Consider the following 16155-nt stretch of genomic DNA (forward strand, 5'->3'; position numbering starts at 1 on the left):
TTTCAACATTCCGGTCAGAGCCTTACTGCTCCCGGGCGCGCTCGCGTTTCAGCTTTTGCATCTTGCGGGTGATCATCTGCCGCTTCAGCGGTTTCAGATAATCGATGAACAGTTTTCCGTTCAGATGATCGATCTCGTGCTGCACGCAGGTCGCCCAGAGCCCGTCAAAGGTTTCCCGCTGCGCATTGCCGTCCCGGTCCATCCATTCCACCTCGACCTCTTTGGGGCGGGTGACTTCGGCGTATTGCTCGGGGATCGACAGGCAGCCTTCCTCGTAGACGTTGGTTTCGTCCGAAGAGGCAATAACAGCGGGGTTGAACATCACCAGCGGGCGCGCATCGCCCTCGCCTTCCTTGGCGCAATCCAGTGCGATCACCCGTTGCAGGATGCCAACCTGCGGCGCCGCCAGACCGATGCCCGGCGCCGCATACATGGTTTCCAGCATGTCATCAGCCAGGGTGCGCAGATCGTCCGAAATATCGGCAACCGGTACGCAAACCTTTTTCAGGCGGGGGTCGGGATGGATCAGGATAGGACGTTTCATGCGCTTGATTTAGGCGATTGCACCCCGCCCTGCAACGCCCCCCTTGCGCGCAGCGTCATTGTGCGTAGCTTCTCTGCCAAACAACCGGAGTTTAAACCATGGATTTTGACACCCTGATCGACCGTCGCGGCACCCATTGCGCCAAATGGGACATGATGGAGAGCCTTTATGGCGTCTCGCCCGATGAAGGGCTTGCGATGTGGGTGGCCGATATGGATTTCCCGGTGCCCCCTGCAGTCACCGACAAGATGCGCGAAATGGCAGATCACGGCGTCTATGGTTATGTAAACTGCGACGAGCCCTACAAAAACGCAATCCAATGGTGGATGCAGAACCGCCACGGCTGGCAGGTCGAGGCCGATGCGATCTTCACCACAACCGGTCTCGTGAACGGTGTCGGCATGTGCCTTGATACCTTCACCCAGCCGGGCGATGGCATCGTGCTGTTCACCCCGGTCTACCACGCCTTTGCCAAGGTGATCCGCAATGCGGGCCGCGAAGTGGTCGAATGCCTGATGACCAACAACGACGGTCGTTACGAGATGGATTTCGACGCCTATGACGCCCAGATGACCGGCAAAGAGAAGATGGTGATCCTCTGCTCGCCGCACAATCCGGGCGGCCGCGTCTGGACCCAGGAAGAGCTGCAGGCGGTTGCGGATTTCGCCAAACGCCATGACCTGATCCTGTTGTCGGACGAGATCCACCACGATCTGGTCTATCCCGGCCACACCCACATCCCGATGCAGAACGCCGTGCCCGAGGTGACCGAACGGCTCTTGATGCTGACCGCACCGTCGAAGACCTTTAACTTTGCCGGGCTGCACACCGGTCAGGTGATCATCCCCGACCCGCATCTGCGCGAACAATTCCAGCGCCGCATGCTGGCCCTGGCGCTGGCGCCGAATTCGGCCGGGCAATACGCCACCGCTGCCGCCTATTCCCCCGAGGGCGCCGCATGGGCAGACCAGCTGATCGCCTATCTGGATGGCAACCGGAAGGTCTTTGACGCAGCGATCGAAAAGATCCCCGGCCTGTCCTCGATGCCGCTGGCGGCCACCTACCTGTCCTGGGTCGATTTCTCCGGCACCGGGATGAGCCGCGAGGAATTCACCAAACGGGTCGAACAGGGCGCAAAGATCGCCGCCAACCACGGCACCACCTTTGGCACCGGGGGCGAGAACTTCCTGCGGTTCAACCTCGGCACCCAGCGTTCCCGCATCGAGGAAGCCTGCCGCCGCCTGACCGAGGCTTTCTCGGATCTGCAGTAATTCCACAGAAGCGGGCGCAGCGATCACGCTGCGCCCGAAAATATCGGCCCGATCTTCGGGCTCGGAATTGGAAGAGGTCAGAGCGGGCTCGGTTCAGGCCTCGCCATGCACCCCGTCATAAGCGATCAGAGCCACCGGCGCGTCCGGGGCGCGATAGAAATCCAGCGGCGCGGTTTCGGCGGCAGCAGTGGAACGCTTGAACTCGTACCGCATTTCGCCGCCCTCCGCCTCAGAGGCGACGATCAGGCACTGCGAGATGTGGCGGGCACCATCATAGAGATCGACGAGGCCCCGCAGTTGCGGCGCGGTTGCCTCTTCTACCGAAAAACCGGTCTTCCACATGCGCAGAACCGGAAACTGCGACTCTCCGACCTGCACGCGCAGGCGGCTTTTCTTTTTCAGCCCCTGAACGCGGGCGGCGTCCAGCGCCTCTTGAACGGCTTTCGGAACATAGGTGGTCATGGCATCTGCCTTTCCGGTGGATCATCTGATCGGCTCTGCTGAGCCTCTCTAGGGTGACTCATAATTGCCTAAAATCAAGTGAACTTTTTTCAATGCTGCGGCGCCCGTGGCTACTGCTTCCTGCAGGTTGTGCAGATCCGCAGGGAGGCTGCGCGCCTGTCGGCATGGGCGACCCCCTCCGAAGTGCCTAGTTTGCGGGCATGGAACGGAAGGAGCGAAAACAATGGGTCTTTTGATCGACGGTACCTGGCACGACAAATGGTATGATACCAAATCCACAGGCGGCGCCTTTGAACGCTCCGTATCGCAGTTTCGCAACTGGATTACGGCGGATGGCAGCGCCGGACCATCGGGCGATTCGGGATTTGCCGCCGAAAGCGGGCGGTATCACCTCTATGTCTCTCTCGCCTGCCCCTGGGCCCACCGGACGCTGATCTTTCGCCAGTTGAAAGAGCTGACCGACCATATCTCAGTCTCAGTGGTGCATCCCGACATGCTGGACCGGGGCTGGACCTTTGAGAAAGACGAACATGGTGCCACCGGCGACACCCTGTTCGGTCACGATTACGCCTACGAGATCTACACCCGCGCCGATCCGACCTATTCCGGGCGCGTCACGGTGCCGATCCTCTGGGACAAGCGGCGCGAAACCATCGTGTCGAACGAAAGCTCGGAAATCATCCGCATGTTCAACTCGGCCTTTGATGATCTGACCGGTAACCGGGACGATTACTGGCCCGAGGAGCTGCGGGAGCCGATCGAAGCAGTTAACGCGCGCGTCTATGACACGGTGAACAATGGCGTCTACCGCTGCGGCTTTGCCACCAGTCAGGCCGCCTATGACGAGGCAGTCACCCCGCTCTTCGACACGCTGGACTGGCTGGAGGACCTCCTGTCCGAGCATCGTTACCTGCTGGGCACACGCGTGACCGAGGCCGACTGGCGCCTGTTCACCACCCTCCTGCGGTTCGATCCGGTCTATCACCTGCATTTCAAATGCAACCGCAAGCGCATCATCGATTACCCGAACCTCTGGGCCTATACGCGCGAACTGTATCAGTGGCCCGGTGTGCAGCAGACCATCGGGATGGATCACATCGTGCGCCACTATCACTTTAGCCATGACACCATTAACCCGAACCGGATTCTGCCCATCAACCCGGTGATCGACTGGCTGGAACCGCACGGGCGAGGCTAAGGAATTCCTTACTTTTGGGGCTTTCGGGCCTGCATTGCAGCTTCTGATTGCGACATTCGGTTGCCTTATCACCCGGGCTGTTTCATACGGCCCGGGTCCGGCACCGGGATGTCCCGTGGCCTTTTCACGAGTCAGGGCCTGCAATGGTAGCAAGCAATACAGCAAGCAAGAACGCGCAGCGCGATCACGGCGGCAATCTCGCGGCCGCGATGGAACAATACGGCGGGACACGGGAGGGTTGGATCGACCTCTCCACCGGCATCAACCCGGCCCCCTACCCGCTTCCATGTTTCACAGAAGCCGATTGGTCGGCGCTGCCTGACAGCGCTGCAAGCCACGATCTGCATCAGGCAGCGCGCCGGTTCTGGAACGTTCCGGAAGGAGCCGAGATCCTTTCTGCCCCCGGTGCCTCCTCCCTGATTGCCCTGGCCCCTGCGCTGGCCGATCCGCGCTGGGTGCGGATTGAGACACCGACCTATAACGAACACGCGGCCGCCTTTCGCGCCCATGGCTGGAGCGTCACGGGCCAAGGCCCCGCCGAAGCCTGCGTCGCGGTACACCCCAACAATCCGACCGGCCGCCAGTGGCAAGCCGAAGAGCTGGCTGCGCCCTTCCGTATCATCGATGAAAGCTTCTGCGACATCTGCCCAGATCAGAGCCTGATCCATCTGGCGGCAGAACCCGGCACGCTGGTGTTGAAAAGCTTTGGCAAGTTCTGGGGACTGGCCGGTCTGCGCCTTGGCTTTGCCATTGGCGATCCTGAGCTGATCTCCCGCCTGTCCGAACTGCAAGGCCCTTGGTCGGTGTCAGGCCCGGCGCTAAAGACCGGGATCCAGGCGCTGTCGGATACCGATTGGGCGGCACAGACCCGGGCAAGGCTGGCTGAGGACGCTGCTCGGATGGACGACATGATCCTACCCAAAGGCGCGGAACTGGCAGGCGGCACCGATCTGTTCCGTCTCTATCACATCGATGATGCCGCCGCCTGGCAGCAGCGACTGGCGCGCGCCCATATCTGGAGCCGCATTTTCCCCTATTCAGACACCTACCTGCGCCTTGGCCTGCCTCCGGCAGCAGGCTGGGACCGGCTGGAGGCCGCCCTTTGATCACCGCAACCCTTCTGATCCCCGCCCTGATCCTAGATGCCATTCTGGGGGAACCCCGTTGGCTGTGGAACAGATTACCGCATCCGGCGGTGCTGATGGGGCAACTGGTTGGTGCCCTCGATGCAGGGCTCAACTCCGGCGCCGGGCGCCGGGCCAAGGGCGTGGTCGCCGTTCTGGTCCTTGTCATCACCGGACTGCTGATCGGTTGGCTGCTGTCACTCTTTGGCGCCTTGATGGAGATCCTCGTGGCCGCAATCCTGATCGCCCAGCGCTCGCTCTGCGATCATCTACAGGCGGTGGTTCAGGGCCTGCAAAAGGACGGTCTGCACGGCGGGCGCGCGGCAGTTGCCATGATCGTCAGCCGCGACACCACCGAGATGACCGGACCGCAGGTCGCCCGCGCTGCCATCGAAAGCGGCGCCGAAAACATGTCAGACGGTGTGATCGCCCCCGCCTTCTGGTTTCTGATCGCCGGGCTGCCCGGATTGCTGGCCTACAAGATGATCAACACCGCCGACAGCATGATCGGCTACCGCAACGCGCGTTATCGCGACTTTGGCTGGGCGGCGGCGCGGCTCGATGACCTGGTGAACTGGATCCCGGCGCGGCTGACGTCGCTTTTGATGGCGCTGTCCGGAGGAACCTTGCGGGACTGGTCCGCGATTGCCGAGGACGCCCGCAAGCATCGCTCCCCGAATGCCGGCTGGCCCGAGGCCGCCATGGCGCGGGCGCTGGATGCGGCCCTATCCGGACCGCGTTCCTATGACGGCGAGATGCAAGAATTTCCCTGGGTGCACGAAGATGGTGCCAAAGGCATCGGCGCCGAGGCAATTCGGCGCTGCACCGAGATGCTTTGGAAAACCTGGGGGCTTGGCCTGCTGCTGACGGTTGCTATTGCGGTAATCTTCTAGCACACACTTGGGGCAATCACGGTCTAGAAAGGACGCCCAAGACATGCGCAAACTGATCCTGGCCCTGGCAGCCGCGATGCTGCCCACCGGCGCCTTCGCCCAATGTGGCGGCAGCTTCTCTGACTTCGTACAGGGTCTGAAACAGGAAGCGGTGACCGCTGGCTACGATGCTGCCACCGTGAATGCGTTCTTCAAAGGCACCAAACGGGACCCCAAGGTGCTGCGCGCAGACCGGGCGCAGGGTGTGTTTCAGAAACCCTTCATCGAGTTTTCGCGGCGACTGATTTCCCAGAACCGGATCGACCGGGGCCGGGCCATGTCGAAAAAGCATGACAGCACCTTCCGCCGCATCGAAAACACCTACGGCATCAACCGCGGTGTGCTATTGGCGTTCTGGGCGTTTGAAACGGACTTTGGCGCCTTTCAGGGCGATTTCAACACCCGCAATGCGCTGGTTACCCTGTCCCACGATTGCCGCCGCCCCGAATTGTTCCGCCCGCAGATTTTTGCCGCGCTTGAGCTGTTCCGGCACGGCGATTTTGACCCGGCCCGCACCACTGGCGCCTGGGCCGGAGAGATCGGCATGGTACAGATGCTGCCCCGGGATATTCTGGACAATGGCGTTGATGCCGATGGCGACGGGCATGTCACCCTGAAAACCTCGGCGCCGGATGCCCTGATGTCGGGAGCCAAGATGCTGTCGCATCTGGGCTGGCAGCCGGGTCAGCCCTGGATTCAGGAGGTGACGCTGCCCAAGGGTCTGGACCTGTCGCTCACCGGACCTGCGCACAAGCTGTCGGTGGCGGACTGGCAGCGGATGGGCATCGTGCCCCGCGAAGGGCGCCTGCCCGATCCAGCCATGCGCGCCTCGCTGATCGTCCCGCAGGGCCATAAGGGACCTGCCTTCCTCGCCTATCCCAATTTCGATGTCTATTTCGAATGGAACCAAAGCTTTACCTACGTGATGACCGCCGCCTATTTCGCCACCCGGCTGGAAGGCGCGGCGATCTATGACGCCGGAAGCCCCGATCAGGGCCTCAGCGGCGCCGGGATGAAACAGTTGCAACAGAAACTGCAGGCGCGCGGTCACGACGTGGGAGACATCGACGGCATTCTGGGCGCCAAGACCCGGATCGCGGTACAAAAAGAGCAAGAACGCCTTGGCCTGCCCGCTGACGCCTGGCCCACTCCGGCCCTGCTAAACCGGCTCTAACGCACAGGAAACCTGTCGCCAGCCTGGTTGATCAGCACCACCCGGCCATGGCTGTGCACATAGAGATCGCAGCGCGAAAACCCGTCGACATAATCGATGCAGACGCTGCCATCTTGTGCGATCCGGTAGCTGCCCCAGCTGGTGGCCCCGCCATTGGCGGCCGAGTTGGTATAGGAATAGGCACCATCCTTGCCGAACCGCGCCTCTCCGTCATCAAAGAACACAAAGGCCTGCCCAGGCAGCGCCGCGAGCTCAGACGGAGCAAAGGGCTGGTCGGCGGGTTTCAGGTTCCAGTCTTCCGCATCGGCCGGGCCTGCGCCAAGACAGATCGTGGCGGCGGCAAGAGAGCAGGCAATAAGGGAAACACGTGTCATGCCCCCGGTATATCGCAAAAGCCGCCGGGCGCAGGTCACGATCCGGTGACGCCGAAAATACCTGTTCCGCGGGCGTGCCTACCAGTCGATGAAGGTTTCGAAGTCTTTCATCGCCCGTGCCCAGAGTGACACCTGCTGGGCAAAGTCATCAGCACTGACACCGTCCCGGCCCAGATAGATATCCATCTCGATGCGGGCCGACCCTTCATCCGAGATATAGGCACGTGCAAACCGGTTCTCCGTGTTCCATTCATTGATCTTTGCCAGCCGTACCGATCCTTCGGTCTGGTAGCCGGAAAAGAACTGGACGGCGTTGCAATCGGTGTTGTTGTCACAGCCATAGTAATAGACTGAGAAATCACTACCGTAATAAGTCACGCGCAGCTTGGGATCGCCAACATTGTCCGTTGTCGCTTCGACCTCTGCCCCTTCATTTTCGAAGAACCTGTAAAGGCTATCGCCATCCGTCGCAAAAACGGGTTCGGCCTGTGCTGCAATGGGCAGAGTCAGCGCAGCGGCCGTGAGGATGGCGAGGCATCGTGAAGGGTACATACTAGGTCTCCTGAAAACACTTGTACCGATCCTAAGCAGGACGTCTCGGCCACACAAGGAAGTCGCCCGCGCCCCAACCTAAAGCCGCACTGCTGAGACCGCGGATCAGGCGACCAGCGCTTCTGCCTTTTTCAGATCGACAGAAACCAGCTGGCTGACGCCTTTTTCCTGCATCGTCACCCCGAACAGCCGGTCCATGCGGGCCATGGTGACCGCGTGGTGGGTGATGATCAGGAACCGGGTATCAGTCTGGCGGCACATCTCGTCCAGAAGATCGCAGAACCGGGTCACATTGGCATCATCCAGCGGCGCGTCGACCTCGTCCAGCACACAGATCGGCGCCGGGTTCGACAGGAAGACGGCAAAGATCAGCGCCATCGCCGTCAGGGTCTGCTCACCACCGGAGAGCAGCGACAGGGTCGACAGTTTCTTGCCCGGCGGCTGGCACATGATCTCAAGTCCCGCATCCAGCGGATCGTCGCTTTCGACCATTACGAGGTTGGCCTCGCCGCCGCCGAACAGATGGGTGAACAGCATCGCGAAACTGGCGTTGACCTGCTCAAACGCGGTCAGCAGCCGTTCGCGCCCTTCGCGGTTGAGGCTGGCGATGCCACTGCGCAGGGTCCGCACGGCCTCTTCCAGATCCTGCTTTTCCGACACCAGCTCGTCATGTTCGGTCTGGATCTCCCGGGCGTCTTCCTCGGCCCGCAGGTTCACCGCGCCCAGCGCATCGCGCTGCCGCTTGTGACGAGAAACCTCGGCCTCCAGCGTCTCGGCCGTGGGCATCTGATCGGGGTCGGTATCAAGCTGTTCCAGCAGCGCCTGCGGCGCGCAGTTCTGCTCTTCTGCGATCCGTTCGGCGGCATGGGTCACGGTTTCCCGCGCTGCCTCGAACCGGGCTTCGGATCTGGCTCGCGCCTCGCGCGCTTCGGAGGCCAGACGCTCGCAATCGCGTTCGGCCTGCACCGTCTCGCGCAGCACCGCCTCTGCCGCGATCAGCGCATCGGTCGCTGCCGCCTTGCGGGCTTCGGCCTCTTCAATGGCCTCGTTCAGCTCTTCGCGCTTTTCGGCAATCTCGGCGGGCACCGCGTGGGCGTCTTCCAGCTCTTCCTGAGAGGCCTCGCGCCGTTCGGCCAACTCAGCGATCCTGCGCTCGGCAGTGTCGAGTCGGTGACGCCAGCCCGACAGATCCTTGGTGACCTGCTGCGCCCGTTTGGTGCGTGCTTCGCCTTCGCGGCGCAGCTCATCATGGGCCGAGCGGTGGGTCAACATGGTAATCCGCGCCGCCTCCACCTGCTGCTTGATCTCCTCGACCATGGCGCGGGCCTGCTCCAGATCCCCGAGTTCTGCCAGCGCGGTCTCGGCATCTGTCAATTGCAGGCGGGCGGCCATGGCGTCTTCTTCATGCCGGGTCACCGCGATGCCCAGGGTTTCCAGCTTGCCCTCGGCCATATTCCGGTCAGCCTCCGCCCTGCTCAGCGCCCGGGCGGCATCGGCAACGCGTTGATCGGCGGCGCGGCGGGCCTGGCGAGCCAGCTGATCCGCCTGAGACACCTCTTCCAATTTGCGCAGCAGCGCATCATGGGCGGCGCGGGCGCCATCCGCGCGGGCACCGACGCGTTCCAGATCCTGTTTCAGCGCCTCCAGCCGGTTCAGCTGTTCCAGCCGCAGGGCGGCGGCGCTTGGCGCATCCTCGGCCCAGGACCGATAGCCATCCCAGCGCCACAGATCGCCCTCCAGCGTTACCAGACGTTGCCCCGGTTGCAGCTGCGACTGCAGATCGCGCGCGGCGTCGCCATCTACCAATCCGATCTGTCCGATCCGCCGCCCCAGCGCCACCGGGCCAGACACATATTTCGCCAGCGGCTCAACCCCATCAGGCAAAGGCACATCGCGATCATATCCCGCAAGTGTGACCCAGCCGGTCGGCCCGTCCACGTCGGCCATCGGCGCGCGCAAATCATCGGCGAGCGCCGCGCCAAGCGCCTTTTCATAACCCGGGGCCACGCTCAGCTCATCCAGGATCTGGCCGCCTTCAGCGGTGTCCCGTTCCACCAGTTTCGCCAGTGCCGTGACCTCGGCCCGCAGGGTGCCAAGCTCACCCTCGGCCTCAGATCGCTGCGCGCGCGCCTCGGTCTCGCGTTCCTGCGTGTCCGCGCGCATTTCATCCGCAGCAGCGAGCGCCTCTTCGGCGGCTTCGGCGGCCTCGCGGGCGTCTTCCTCGGCAGTGACAGCCTCTTCGAACCGTTCGGTTGCTTGTTCCAGTGCCTCTTCGGCCTCTGCCTGGGCGCCACGGGATTTTTCGCCTTCATCCGTGGCCCGTTGCAGCGCGCGCTGGCAATCCTCGACCAGACGGCGCGCCGATTGGTGACGGGCCACAAGACGGGCAACATCCTCGGTCACCTGCGACAGGTGGTCCTCACGGGCCTCAAGGATCTGCCCGGCATCGCGCGCCAGATCAGAGGCCTCGGCCAGACGATCCTCGTGGCCTTCGCTGGCCTTGGCCAGTTCCCTCTGTTCCCAATCCAGCCGTTCGATGGTTTCGCCCGCATCCCGGTTCAGCCCGGTCTCGCGCTCGATATCGTTGCCGAGCTGCTGAATACGGGAGGTCAGCCGCTCAATGGCCTGGCGTGCCTGCGCGTCCTGATCGCTGAGCGCATCGCGCTGCACCATCAGCCGCTGCAGGATTGCCGCCGCGATGGCTTCCTCTTCGCGCAGGGGCGGCAGGGCGGCCTCATCCTCGGCCCGCTTGGCGCCCGCTGCGCGGCTCAGCGCCTCGGCCTTGGCCGCCTTGGTGACGCGGGTACTCAGCTCTTCCTCGGCTGCAGCGCGGGCGTCGTCTGCCTCACGCCAGCGGCGGTACAGCAGCATGCCCTCGGCGAGGCGCAGTTTCTCCCCGATATCACGATAGCGCTGCGCCTGTTTCGCCTGGCGCGCCAGCTGCGAAAGCTGCGCCGCCAGCTGTTCGATCACATCATCGACGCGCAGCAGGTTCTGTTCGGTATTCTTCAGCTTCAGTTCCGCCTCGTGGCGACGCTGATAAAGGCCCGAGATGCCGGCCGCCTCTTCCAGAATACGGCGGCGCGCCTTGGGTTTGGCATTGATCAGTTCGGAAATCTGCCCCTGCCGCACCAGCGCAGGCGAATGCGCCCCGGTCGAGGCATCGGCAAACAGCATCTGCACGTCCCGCGCGCGCACATCCTTGCCGTTGGATTTATAGGCGCTGCCTACATCGCGGGTGATCCGGCGCACGATTTCCAGCTGATCGCTGTCGTTGAACCCCGAGGGTGCCAGCCGGTCGCTGTTGTCGATCTGCAGGCTGACCTCGGCGAAATTGCGCGCCGAACGGGAGGTCGTCCCGGCAAAGATCACGTCCTCCATACCGCCGCCACGCATGGCCCGGGCGCGGGTTTCGCCCATCACCCAGCGCAGCGCCTCCAAAAGGTTCGACTTGCCACAGCCATTCGGCCCGACAACGCCGGTCAGCCCATCCGCGATGATCAGATCGGTCGGATCGACAAAGCTTTTGAAGCCATTGAGCCTGAGTTTGGAAAAGCGCAAAGCCGCCCCTGAGTGATTCCGTGATAGTGAACCTCAGCAGGTTCGCGGGTCTTGAGTCAACGCCACAGCCCCCAAATCGGGCAAACCTACCTGCTTTGGCCACTATATCTTGTGGATAATCCCGAGAAATACAGCCTCAGCGGGAAAAATTTCCGGAACTGGCCTTTTACGGGCAGGACAAACGCCCGACAAGCACCGCCTGATCACCGCTGACCCAGAGGACACGGCAGCCGGTCGAGGCCGCCATTGCCCGTCTGGCCCGGTGCCGCAGTGGTCCCAGCCGGGGCGCATATTGCGGGTTGATGCGCACCGCCTCGACCAGAGTTCCGCGCTGACGGATATCAAAGGCGCTGCCCTCAACCGTAATCCGCGCAGGCGCAATACCCCGGAAATGCGCACTCGGGGTATCACAGCCCGCCACCAGCAGAACGCACAGAAGACTCAGTACACGCATGGCCGCCTCACGGTTGCTTCCTCGCCCTCGATAGGAGAGCCTCGGAGGAGATTATACCACCTCTGCGCTGACCTGCCGAGGCGACACAGCGTCCTGCTCTGCCAGAGTCTCTGCGATCAGACGGGCCAGACGAGCGATCCCCTCTTCAATCGCCGCCTCATCCAGCACCGAGTAGCTGAGCCGGATCGTGTTGGGGCCACCGCCATCGGCAAAAAAGGCCTGACCGGGCACAAAGGCCACCTTCACGCTGTCCAGCGAGCGCGCCAGAAGTTGTGCCCCGTCCAGCCCCGCAGGCAGAGTAATCCAGATGAACATCCCGCCTTCGGGGCGGGTCCAATCCACGCCCGGCGGCATGTGCTGCTTCAGCGCGCGCAGCATGGCATCCCGGCGCGCCTTGTAAGCGGCGCGGACCTTTTCCACATGGCTGTCGAACTGCTGTCGTGCGACGGTGTTTACCGCCATCTGGTTCAGGGTTGGTGAGTGCAAATCCGCCGCCTGTTTGATCAGCACCATCTGTGCAATCACCGGCCGGGCCGCGACGATCCAGCCAACGCGAAGCCCGGGCGACAGGGTCTTGGAAAAGGTGCCGCAGTAGATTGTGCGGCAGTTGTCCAGCGTTCCCTTCTTCGCCAGCTCAAGCGCCAGAATGGGCGGCACCGGATCGCCGTCATAGCGCAGGTCCTGATAGGCACCGTCTTCGACGATGGCGCATTGCAGGTCTTCGGCGAGATCCAGCAGACGTTCCCGGTCGGCCTGACCGACGGTCTCCCCAGTCGGGTTGGCAAAATCCGCTGACAAATAGGCGAATTTGACCGCCCCACCATTCTGTGCGGCGCCATCGCGATAGCTTTGTGCAGTACGGTTCCCGGAAAGGTTCAGCTGATCATAGCGCGGTTCATAGGCGTTGAAGGCCGCCAGCGCCCCCAAATAGGTCGGCGCCGTCACGAGCGCGGTGTCCCCTGGCGACAGGAACAGTTTGCCAAGGTAATCAAGCCCCTGCTGCGAGCCTGAGGTGATCAGGATGTTGTCCGGATCACAGTCAACGCCCATGCGCGCCATCTGGCCAACGATCCATTCTTTCAGCGGCAGGTATCCTTCGCTGACCGAATATTGCAGGGACTGTGCTTGCTGTCCGCCGGACAAGGCGCCTTGGAACGCTTCGGCAAAAGCCTCGGCCGGGAACAGGTTCGGGTCGGGAATGCCACCTGCAAAGGACAGAATGCCCGGCTGATCCAGAAGTTTCAGCAACTCGCGGATTTCCGACGCCTTCATCCGCATCGCACGACTGGCAAATATGTCTTTCAGCTGCATGAGACCCTCCTGACGGCACGCCTTTGGGCGATTGGCAATCTTTCTTTCAGGTAAGTCAATATAACTGACCTTTTATTTCAAAAAGGTGATCGGGATTTTATGGATCTTGCGCATGACTTGCGGTCTTGCCTGAGATGCGGTCATATGATTTGACCAATTCGGGAAAACCACTCCCGTCCTGCAATACACAGATCCCGAGGCTCCGATGCCGTTTCAGAAAGTTCAGCCGGAAAAACTCTCGACCTCGGTCGTGCGCCAGATCGAGCAGCTGATTCTGCGAGGTATCCTGTCGCCTGGTGAGCGCCTGCCGGCCGAGCGGGAACTAGCGGAACGTCTGGGCGTATCACGCCCCTCGCTACGCGAAGCCATCGGCGAGCTGCAGGAACGCGGGCTTCTGACCTCGAAAGCAGGATCCGGTGTTTTTGTCGGCGATGTTCTGGGCTCGGCCTTTTCCCCCGCGCTGGTGCAGCTGTTTTCCAGCCATGATGAGGCGCTGTTCGATTACCTGTCCTTCCGCCGCGACATGGAAGGTCTGGCCGCCGAACGCGCAGCGCGGCTGGGGTCAGACGATGATCTGAAAGTGATCCAGACCATCTTTGACAAGATGAAAGCCGCTGGAAACCCCGCCGAATCCGAAGAAGCGGCAAAGCTGGATGCGCAGTTTCATTCCGCGATCATGGATGCCAGCCACAACGTGGTGATGCTGCATATGATGCGGTCGATGATCGATCTTCTGCGCGAAGGGGTGTTCTACAATCGCAAGGTCATGTTTCAGCAGTATACCTCGTATGAGGCGATCCTGGAGCAACACGAAGCCATCAATGCCGCATTGCAGGCGCGTGATCCCGCGGCAGCGCGCGCAGCCGTGGAACGGCATCTGGATTATGTGAAACAGGCCCTGATGGACCACCAGCGCGCCGAGCGGAACGCCGATGTTGCCCGGCAGCGGCTGGAACACGAAAAAAGCAAATCCTGACCCAGACGGGCGGACTTTGGATGACTGCGCCCACGCGACACAGCCATCTGCGCCTAGTGCAGGCTTTTCCGCCAGTCGATGATCGCCTTGCCAAGCCGATCCGCGATCTTCTGAAAATCGCCACTGCTCAGCAGCTCTGCCGCCGCATCCCGCCGGTTCTTTTCCACACAGGTCGCGATATGACCCGCCGCCTGATGAAAACGACTATGCGCCTGCGCTACAGCCCGAAAGTACGGAGAGTCACCGATTTCGGGATCCTGACGCAGCTTTACCAGCCATTTTCCAAAAGTGCATTGGTCGTCCTGGGAAATCTGCTCTGCCGACCAAGGCAGCTTCCCGGTCGCAACGGCCTCTTTCAGCTGTAGTTTCCAGCATCCATGCGCGCCGACCGCGTCTTTAATCTGCCGGTCCAGATCTACCTTGTCCATCCGGACACCTTTCAAAACTGCTACTCATAACAACCATAAAACCATAACCGAGCATACGTAAATGATGGTTAACGCCGCCGGGCTGCCGATCCGGGAAATACTACCGGCCCGGTGGCGCCACCTGTGGAGAGAGCACAGGGACGTCCATCCGGGCGGGAGAAGGGGCGCGTTGCAACCCGTTTTAACTTTCTTCAGGCGGCTGCAAAATCCATCAGGAAGCCACGCGACGGATCGGTCTCTGCCAGCCGTTTGCGAACCGGTCCCAAGGCGCCAAGGCATTGCGTGTCGATGATGCTTGCACCTGCGGTTTCCAGCGCCACGGCGATTGCCAGCGGTTCAAACGCACCCGACGGTCCCATCGGGTGAAATGTCTTCAGGCGGCTTTGCTGCGGCGTCATAGCGTCCTCCGGTTCCTTTGAACGTTGCTTAATCCACCATACCCGACAGGCCTGCGCGCCGCAGCACGGCAGGAGAACAGTCAGCGATGCTGACGGGTTAGCCCTCCTATCCAAAAGGATGGGAAACGGTCCCGACCCGCAGAAGACCCCGGAAACGCAAAAACCCGGGCGTTATCGCCCGGGTTTTCTAAGGTTTTAAACTGACTTTGGATCAGTGCAGTTTGGCGTCCACATCCGCGATGGCCGCGTCGATCAGCTTGTTCGCCTCGGTTGCAGTCATCTGCTTGGCGATAACCTGATCCGCAGCTGCAACCGCGATGGAAATGGCCTGATCACGCACTTCCTTCACAGCCGATGCTTCGGCAGAAGCGATCTGCTCTTCGGCTGCAGCCAGACGGCGTGCAATCGAGGTTTCCAGATCGGATTTTGCTTCATCTGCGGCTTTGACGGCGTCCTCGCGGGCGGCCGCAACGATGCGGTCGGCCTGCGCCTGGACTTCCTGCTGCTTACGCTCGTAGGAGGCCAGGATGGTCTGGGCTTCTTCCCGCAGGGCGCGGGCTTCGTCCAGCTCTTTCTGGATACCTTCGGCGCGCGAATCCAGCTGGCTGCCCAGCAGGCTCGGCACCTTCACGAACAGCAGAATGCCGACGAACAGAAGGAACGCGATCAGAACAACAAAGTTGGTGTTGCTCATGGACAGGAACGGACCACTTGCGGCAAAGGCCGGGGAAGTGGCGCCAAGGGTCAGGGCAATTGCCAGAACTGTGCGCATGTCCTTATCCTTTCATCCGTTCATCGACCGCAGCCGATACCGCTTTCGCGTCCGCCTTGCCGCCCAGGGCTGCAACCAGCGCCTCTGCGGTGTCGGTCGCCACAACCTTCACGCTTTCCAGCGCGCCGGCTTTGATCTCTGCGATGGCCTTTTCGGACTCGGCGGCCTTCTCGGCGATCTGTGCATCCGCCTTGGCGATTGCATCGTTCAGATCAGCCTGAATTTCCGCGCGGGTCTCTGCGGCGATGCGCTGCGCCTCGGCGCGTGCGTCGGCCAGAGCCTTGTTATATGCGTTTTCGGCCTCGACCGCTTTGGCTTTCAGATCTTCAGCCGCGGCGAGGTCATTGGTGATCGTTCCCTGGCGTTCCGCCAGTACCGCCGCAATGCGGGGCAGAGCCACGCGCGACAGAATGAGGTAGATCACGACCAGCGCAACGGCGAGCCAGAAGATCTGGTTTCCGAAGGTCGAGAAATCCAGTTGCGGCATGCCCGGTGCAGACCCGTGCGCTGCGTCCGCCGCGCCGTGTGCTGCCTCTTGCGTATTTGATGCCATGTCGTTCTCCTTGGGAACTTGCCGTTACACCGGGCAGCGCGATGATCCGCACTGCCCGGCCGTAAGGATTG

The 16155-nt window shown here is 61.9% G+C and carries 17 protein-coding genes; 6 read left to right on the forward strand and 11 right to left on the reverse strand.

Annotated features, from left to right (window positions below; translation table 11 throughout):
* Positions 1–22: 22 nt before the first annotated feature.
* Entirely contained in the window at positions 23–544 is a 522-nt protein-coding gene (gene def, locus JL2886_RS08085) for a peptide deformylase (RefSeq protein WP_065271542.1), read from the reverse strand.
* Positions 545–642: 98 nt separating this feature from the next.
* On the opposite strand from def, the gene JL2886_RS08090 reads away from it, so the two are divergent.
* Positions 643–1815 carry a MalY/PatB family protein gene (locus JL2886_RS08090; RefSeq protein WP_065271543.1) on the forward strand — a complete coding sequence of 391 codons (1173 nt, stop codon included), beginning with the start codon at positions 643–645 and terminating at the stop codon, positions 1813–1815.
* Between the two features lie 93 nt (positions 1816–1908).
* On the opposite strand, the gene JL2886_RS08095 is transcribed toward JL2886_RS08090, so the two are convergent.
* Positions 1909–2277, reverse strand: coding sequence for a hypothetical protein (locus JL2886_RS08095; RefSeq protein WP_065271544.1), 369 nt, complete (start codon positions 2275–2277; stop codon positions 1909–1911).
* A gap of 223 nt (positions 2278–2500) precedes the next feature.
* Between JL2886_RS08095 and JL2886_RS08100 the strand changes: the two genes are divergently transcribed.
* The 4 genes from JL2886_RS08100 to JL2886_RS08115 all read left to right on the forward strand — a co-directional run bounded on the left by JL2886_RS08100 (position 2501) and on the right by JL2886_RS08115 (position 6705).
* Positions 2501–3475 (forward strand): glutathione S-transferase family protein, encoded by a 975-nt coding sequence (locus tag JL2886_RS08100; RefSeq protein ID WP_065271545.1) that lies wholly within the window; start codon positions 2501–2503, stop codon positions 3473–3475.
* Positions 3476–3618: 143 nt separating this feature from the next.
* Entirely contained in the window at positions 3619–4581 is a 963-nt protein-coding gene (locus tag JL2886_RS08105; RefSeq protein ID WP_065271546.1) for a threonine-phosphate decarboxylase, read from the forward strand.
* Positions 4578–5492: an adenosylcobinamide-phosphate synthase CbiB gene (gene cbiB, locus JL2886_RS08110; RefSeq protein ID WP_065271547.1), complete on the forward strand. Its 915-nt coding sequence runs from the start codon at positions 4578–4580 to the stop codon at positions 5490–5492. The genes JL2886_RS08105 and cbiB overlap by 4 nt, the downstream gene beginning before the upstream one ends.
* A gap of 43 nt (positions 5493–5535) precedes the next feature.
* Positions 5536–6705: a lytic murein transglycosylase gene (locus JL2886_RS08115; RefSeq protein WP_065271548.1), complete on the forward strand. Its 1170-nt coding sequence runs from the start codon at positions 5536–5538 to the stop codon at positions 6703–6705.
* Here JL2886_RS08115 and JL2886_RS08120 read toward each other — a convergent pair.
* From JL2886_RS08120 to JL2886_RS08140, 5 genes are all read right to left on the reverse strand, one after another.
* A complete protein-coding gene (locus JL2886_RS08120; RefSeq protein ID WP_065271549.1) occupies positions 6702–7079 on the reverse strand; it encodes a hypothetical protein in 378 nt (125 codons plus the stop codon). The genes JL2886_RS08115 and JL2886_RS08120 overlap by 4 nt on opposite strands.
* A gap of 78 nt (positions 7080–7157) precedes the next feature.
* Positions 7158–7631, reverse strand: coding sequence for a YbjN domain-containing protein (locus JL2886_RS08125; protein ID WP_065271550.1), 474 nt, complete (start codon positions 7629–7631; stop codon positions 7158–7160).
* Positions 7632–7736: 105 nt separating this feature from the next.
* Positions 7737–11192: a chromosome segregation SMC family protein gene (locus JL2886_RS08130; protein ID WP_065271551.1), complete on the reverse strand. Its 3456-nt coding sequence runs from the start codon at positions 11190–11192 to the stop codon at positions 7737–7739.
* A gap of 166 nt (positions 11193–11358) precedes the next feature.
* Complete coding sequence (locus tag JL2886_RS08135) at positions 11359–11646, reverse strand: hypothetical protein (RefSeq protein ID WP_065271552.1); 288 nt, start codon at positions 11644–11646, stop codon at positions 11359–11361.
* Positions 11647–11697: 51 nt separating this feature from the next.
* Complete coding sequence (locus JL2886_RS08140) at positions 11698–12957, reverse strand: PLP-dependent aminotransferase family protein (RefSeq protein WP_065271553.1); 1260 nt, start codon at positions 12955–12957, stop codon at positions 11698–11700.
* Positions 12958–13162: 205 nt separating this feature from the next.
* Here JL2886_RS08140 and JL2886_RS08145 point away from each other — a divergent pair, with 205 nt between their 5' ends.
* Positions 13163–13933 carry a FadR/GntR family transcriptional regulator gene (locus tag JL2886_RS08145; RefSeq protein WP_065271554.1) on the forward strand — a complete coding sequence of 257 codons (771 nt, stop codon included), beginning with the start codon at positions 13163–13165 and terminating at the stop codon, positions 13931–13933.
* 53 nt (positions 13934–13986) lie between these two features.
* On the opposite strand, the gene JL2886_RS08150 is transcribed toward JL2886_RS08145, so the two are convergent.
* The 4 genes from JL2886_RS08150 to JL2886_RS08165 all read right to left on the reverse strand — a co-directional run bounded on the left by JL2886_RS08150 (position 13987) and on the right by JL2886_RS08165 (position 16084).
* A complete protein-coding gene (locus JL2886_RS08150; protein ID WP_065271555.1) occupies positions 13987–14361 on the reverse strand; it encodes a CZB domain-containing protein in 375 nt (124 codons plus the stop codon).
* A 191-nt stretch (positions 14362–14552) separates the two neighbouring features.
* Positions 14553–14759 (reverse strand): hypothetical protein, encoded by a 207-nt coding sequence (locus JL2886_RS08155; RefSeq protein WP_065271556.1) that lies wholly within the window; start codon positions 14757–14759, stop codon positions 14553–14555.
* Positions 14760–14970: 211 nt separating this feature from the next.
* A complete protein-coding gene (locus tag JL2886_RS08160; protein WP_065271557.1) occupies positions 14971–15531 on the reverse strand; it encodes a F0F1 ATP synthase subunit B in 561 nt (186 codons plus the stop codon).
* A 4-nt stretch (positions 15532–15535) separates the two neighbouring features.
* A complete protein-coding gene (locus tag JL2886_RS08165) occupies positions 15536–16084 on the reverse strand; it encodes a F0F1 ATP synthase subunit B' (RefSeq protein ID WP_065271558.1) in 549 nt (182 codons plus the stop codon).
* Positions 16085–16155 lie beyond the last annotated feature (71 nt).

The organism is Phaeobacter gallaeciensis, from assembly GCF_001678945.1.
Classification (GTDB): Bacteria; Pseudomonadota; Alphaproteobacteria; order Rhodobacterales; family Rhodobacteraceae; genus Phycobacter; species Phycobacter gallaeciensis_A.

What these genes read in the sequence shown, in the direction of transcription:
- JL2886_RS08090 (WP_065271543.1), top strand. Translation starts at nt 643, where the DNA reads ATGGATTTTGACACCCTGATCGACCGTCGCGGCACCCATTGCGCCAAA.
- JL2886_RS08125 (WP_065271550.1), bottom strand. Translation starts at nt 7,631, where the DNA reads ATGTACCCTTCACGATGCCTCGCCATCCTCACGGCCGCTGCGCTGACT.
- JL2886_RS08115 (WP_065271548.1), top strand. Translation starts at nt 5,536, where the DNA reads ATGCGCAAACTGATCCTGGCCCTGGCAGCCGCGATGCTGCCCACCGGC.
- JL2886_RS08105 (WP_065271546.1), top strand. Translation starts at nt 3,619, where the DNA reads ATGGTAGCAAGCAATACAGCAAGCAAGAACGCGCAGCGCGATCACGGC.
- JL2886_RS08160 (WP_065271557.1), bottom strand. Translation starts at nt 15,531, where the DNA reads ATGCGCACAGTTCTGGCAATTGCCCTGACCCTTGGCGCCACTTCCCCG.
- JL2886_RS08145 (WP_065271554.1), top strand. Translation starts at nt 13,163, where the DNA reads ATGCCGTTTCAGAAAGTTCAGCCGGAAAAACTCTCGACCTCGGTCGTG.
- JL2886_RS08155 (WP_065271556.1), bottom strand. Translation starts at nt 14,759, where the DNA reads ATGACGCCGCAGCAAAGCCGCCTGAAGACATTTCACCCGATGGGACCG.
- JL2886_RS08095 (WP_065271544.1), bottom strand. Translation starts at nt 2,277, where the DNA reads ATGACCACCTATGTTCCGAAAGCCGTTCAAGAGGCGCTGGACGCCGCC.
- JL2886_RS08150 (WP_065271555.1), bottom strand. Translation starts at nt 14,361, where the DNA reads ATGGACAAGGTAGATCTGGACCGGCAGATTAAAGACGCGGTCGGCGCG.
- def (WP_065271542.1), bottom strand. Translation starts at nt 544, where the DNA reads ATGAAACGTCCTATCCTGATCCATCCCGACCCCCGCCTGAAAAAGGTT.
- JL2886_RS08165 (WP_065271558.1), bottom strand. Translation starts at nt 16,084, where the DNA reads ATGGCATCAAATACGCAAGAGGCAGCACACGGCGCGGCGGACGCAGCG.
- JL2886_RS08140 (WP_065271553.1), bottom strand. Translation starts at nt 12,957, where the DNA reads ATGCAGCTGAAAGACATATTTGCCAGTCGTGCGATGCGGATGAAGGCG.
- JL2886_RS08120 (WP_065271549.1), bottom strand. Translation starts at nt 7,079, where the DNA reads ATGACACGTGTTTCCCTTATTGCCTGCTCTCTTGCCGCCGCCACGATC.
- JL2886_RS08135 (WP_065271552.1), bottom strand. Translation starts at nt 11,646, where the DNA reads ATGCGTGTACTGAGTCTTCTGTGCGTTCTGCTGGTGGCGGGCTGTGAT.
- JL2886_RS08100 (WP_065271545.1), top strand. Translation starts at nt 2,501, where the DNA reads ATGGGTCTTTTGATCGACGGTACCTGGCACGACAAATGGTATGATACC.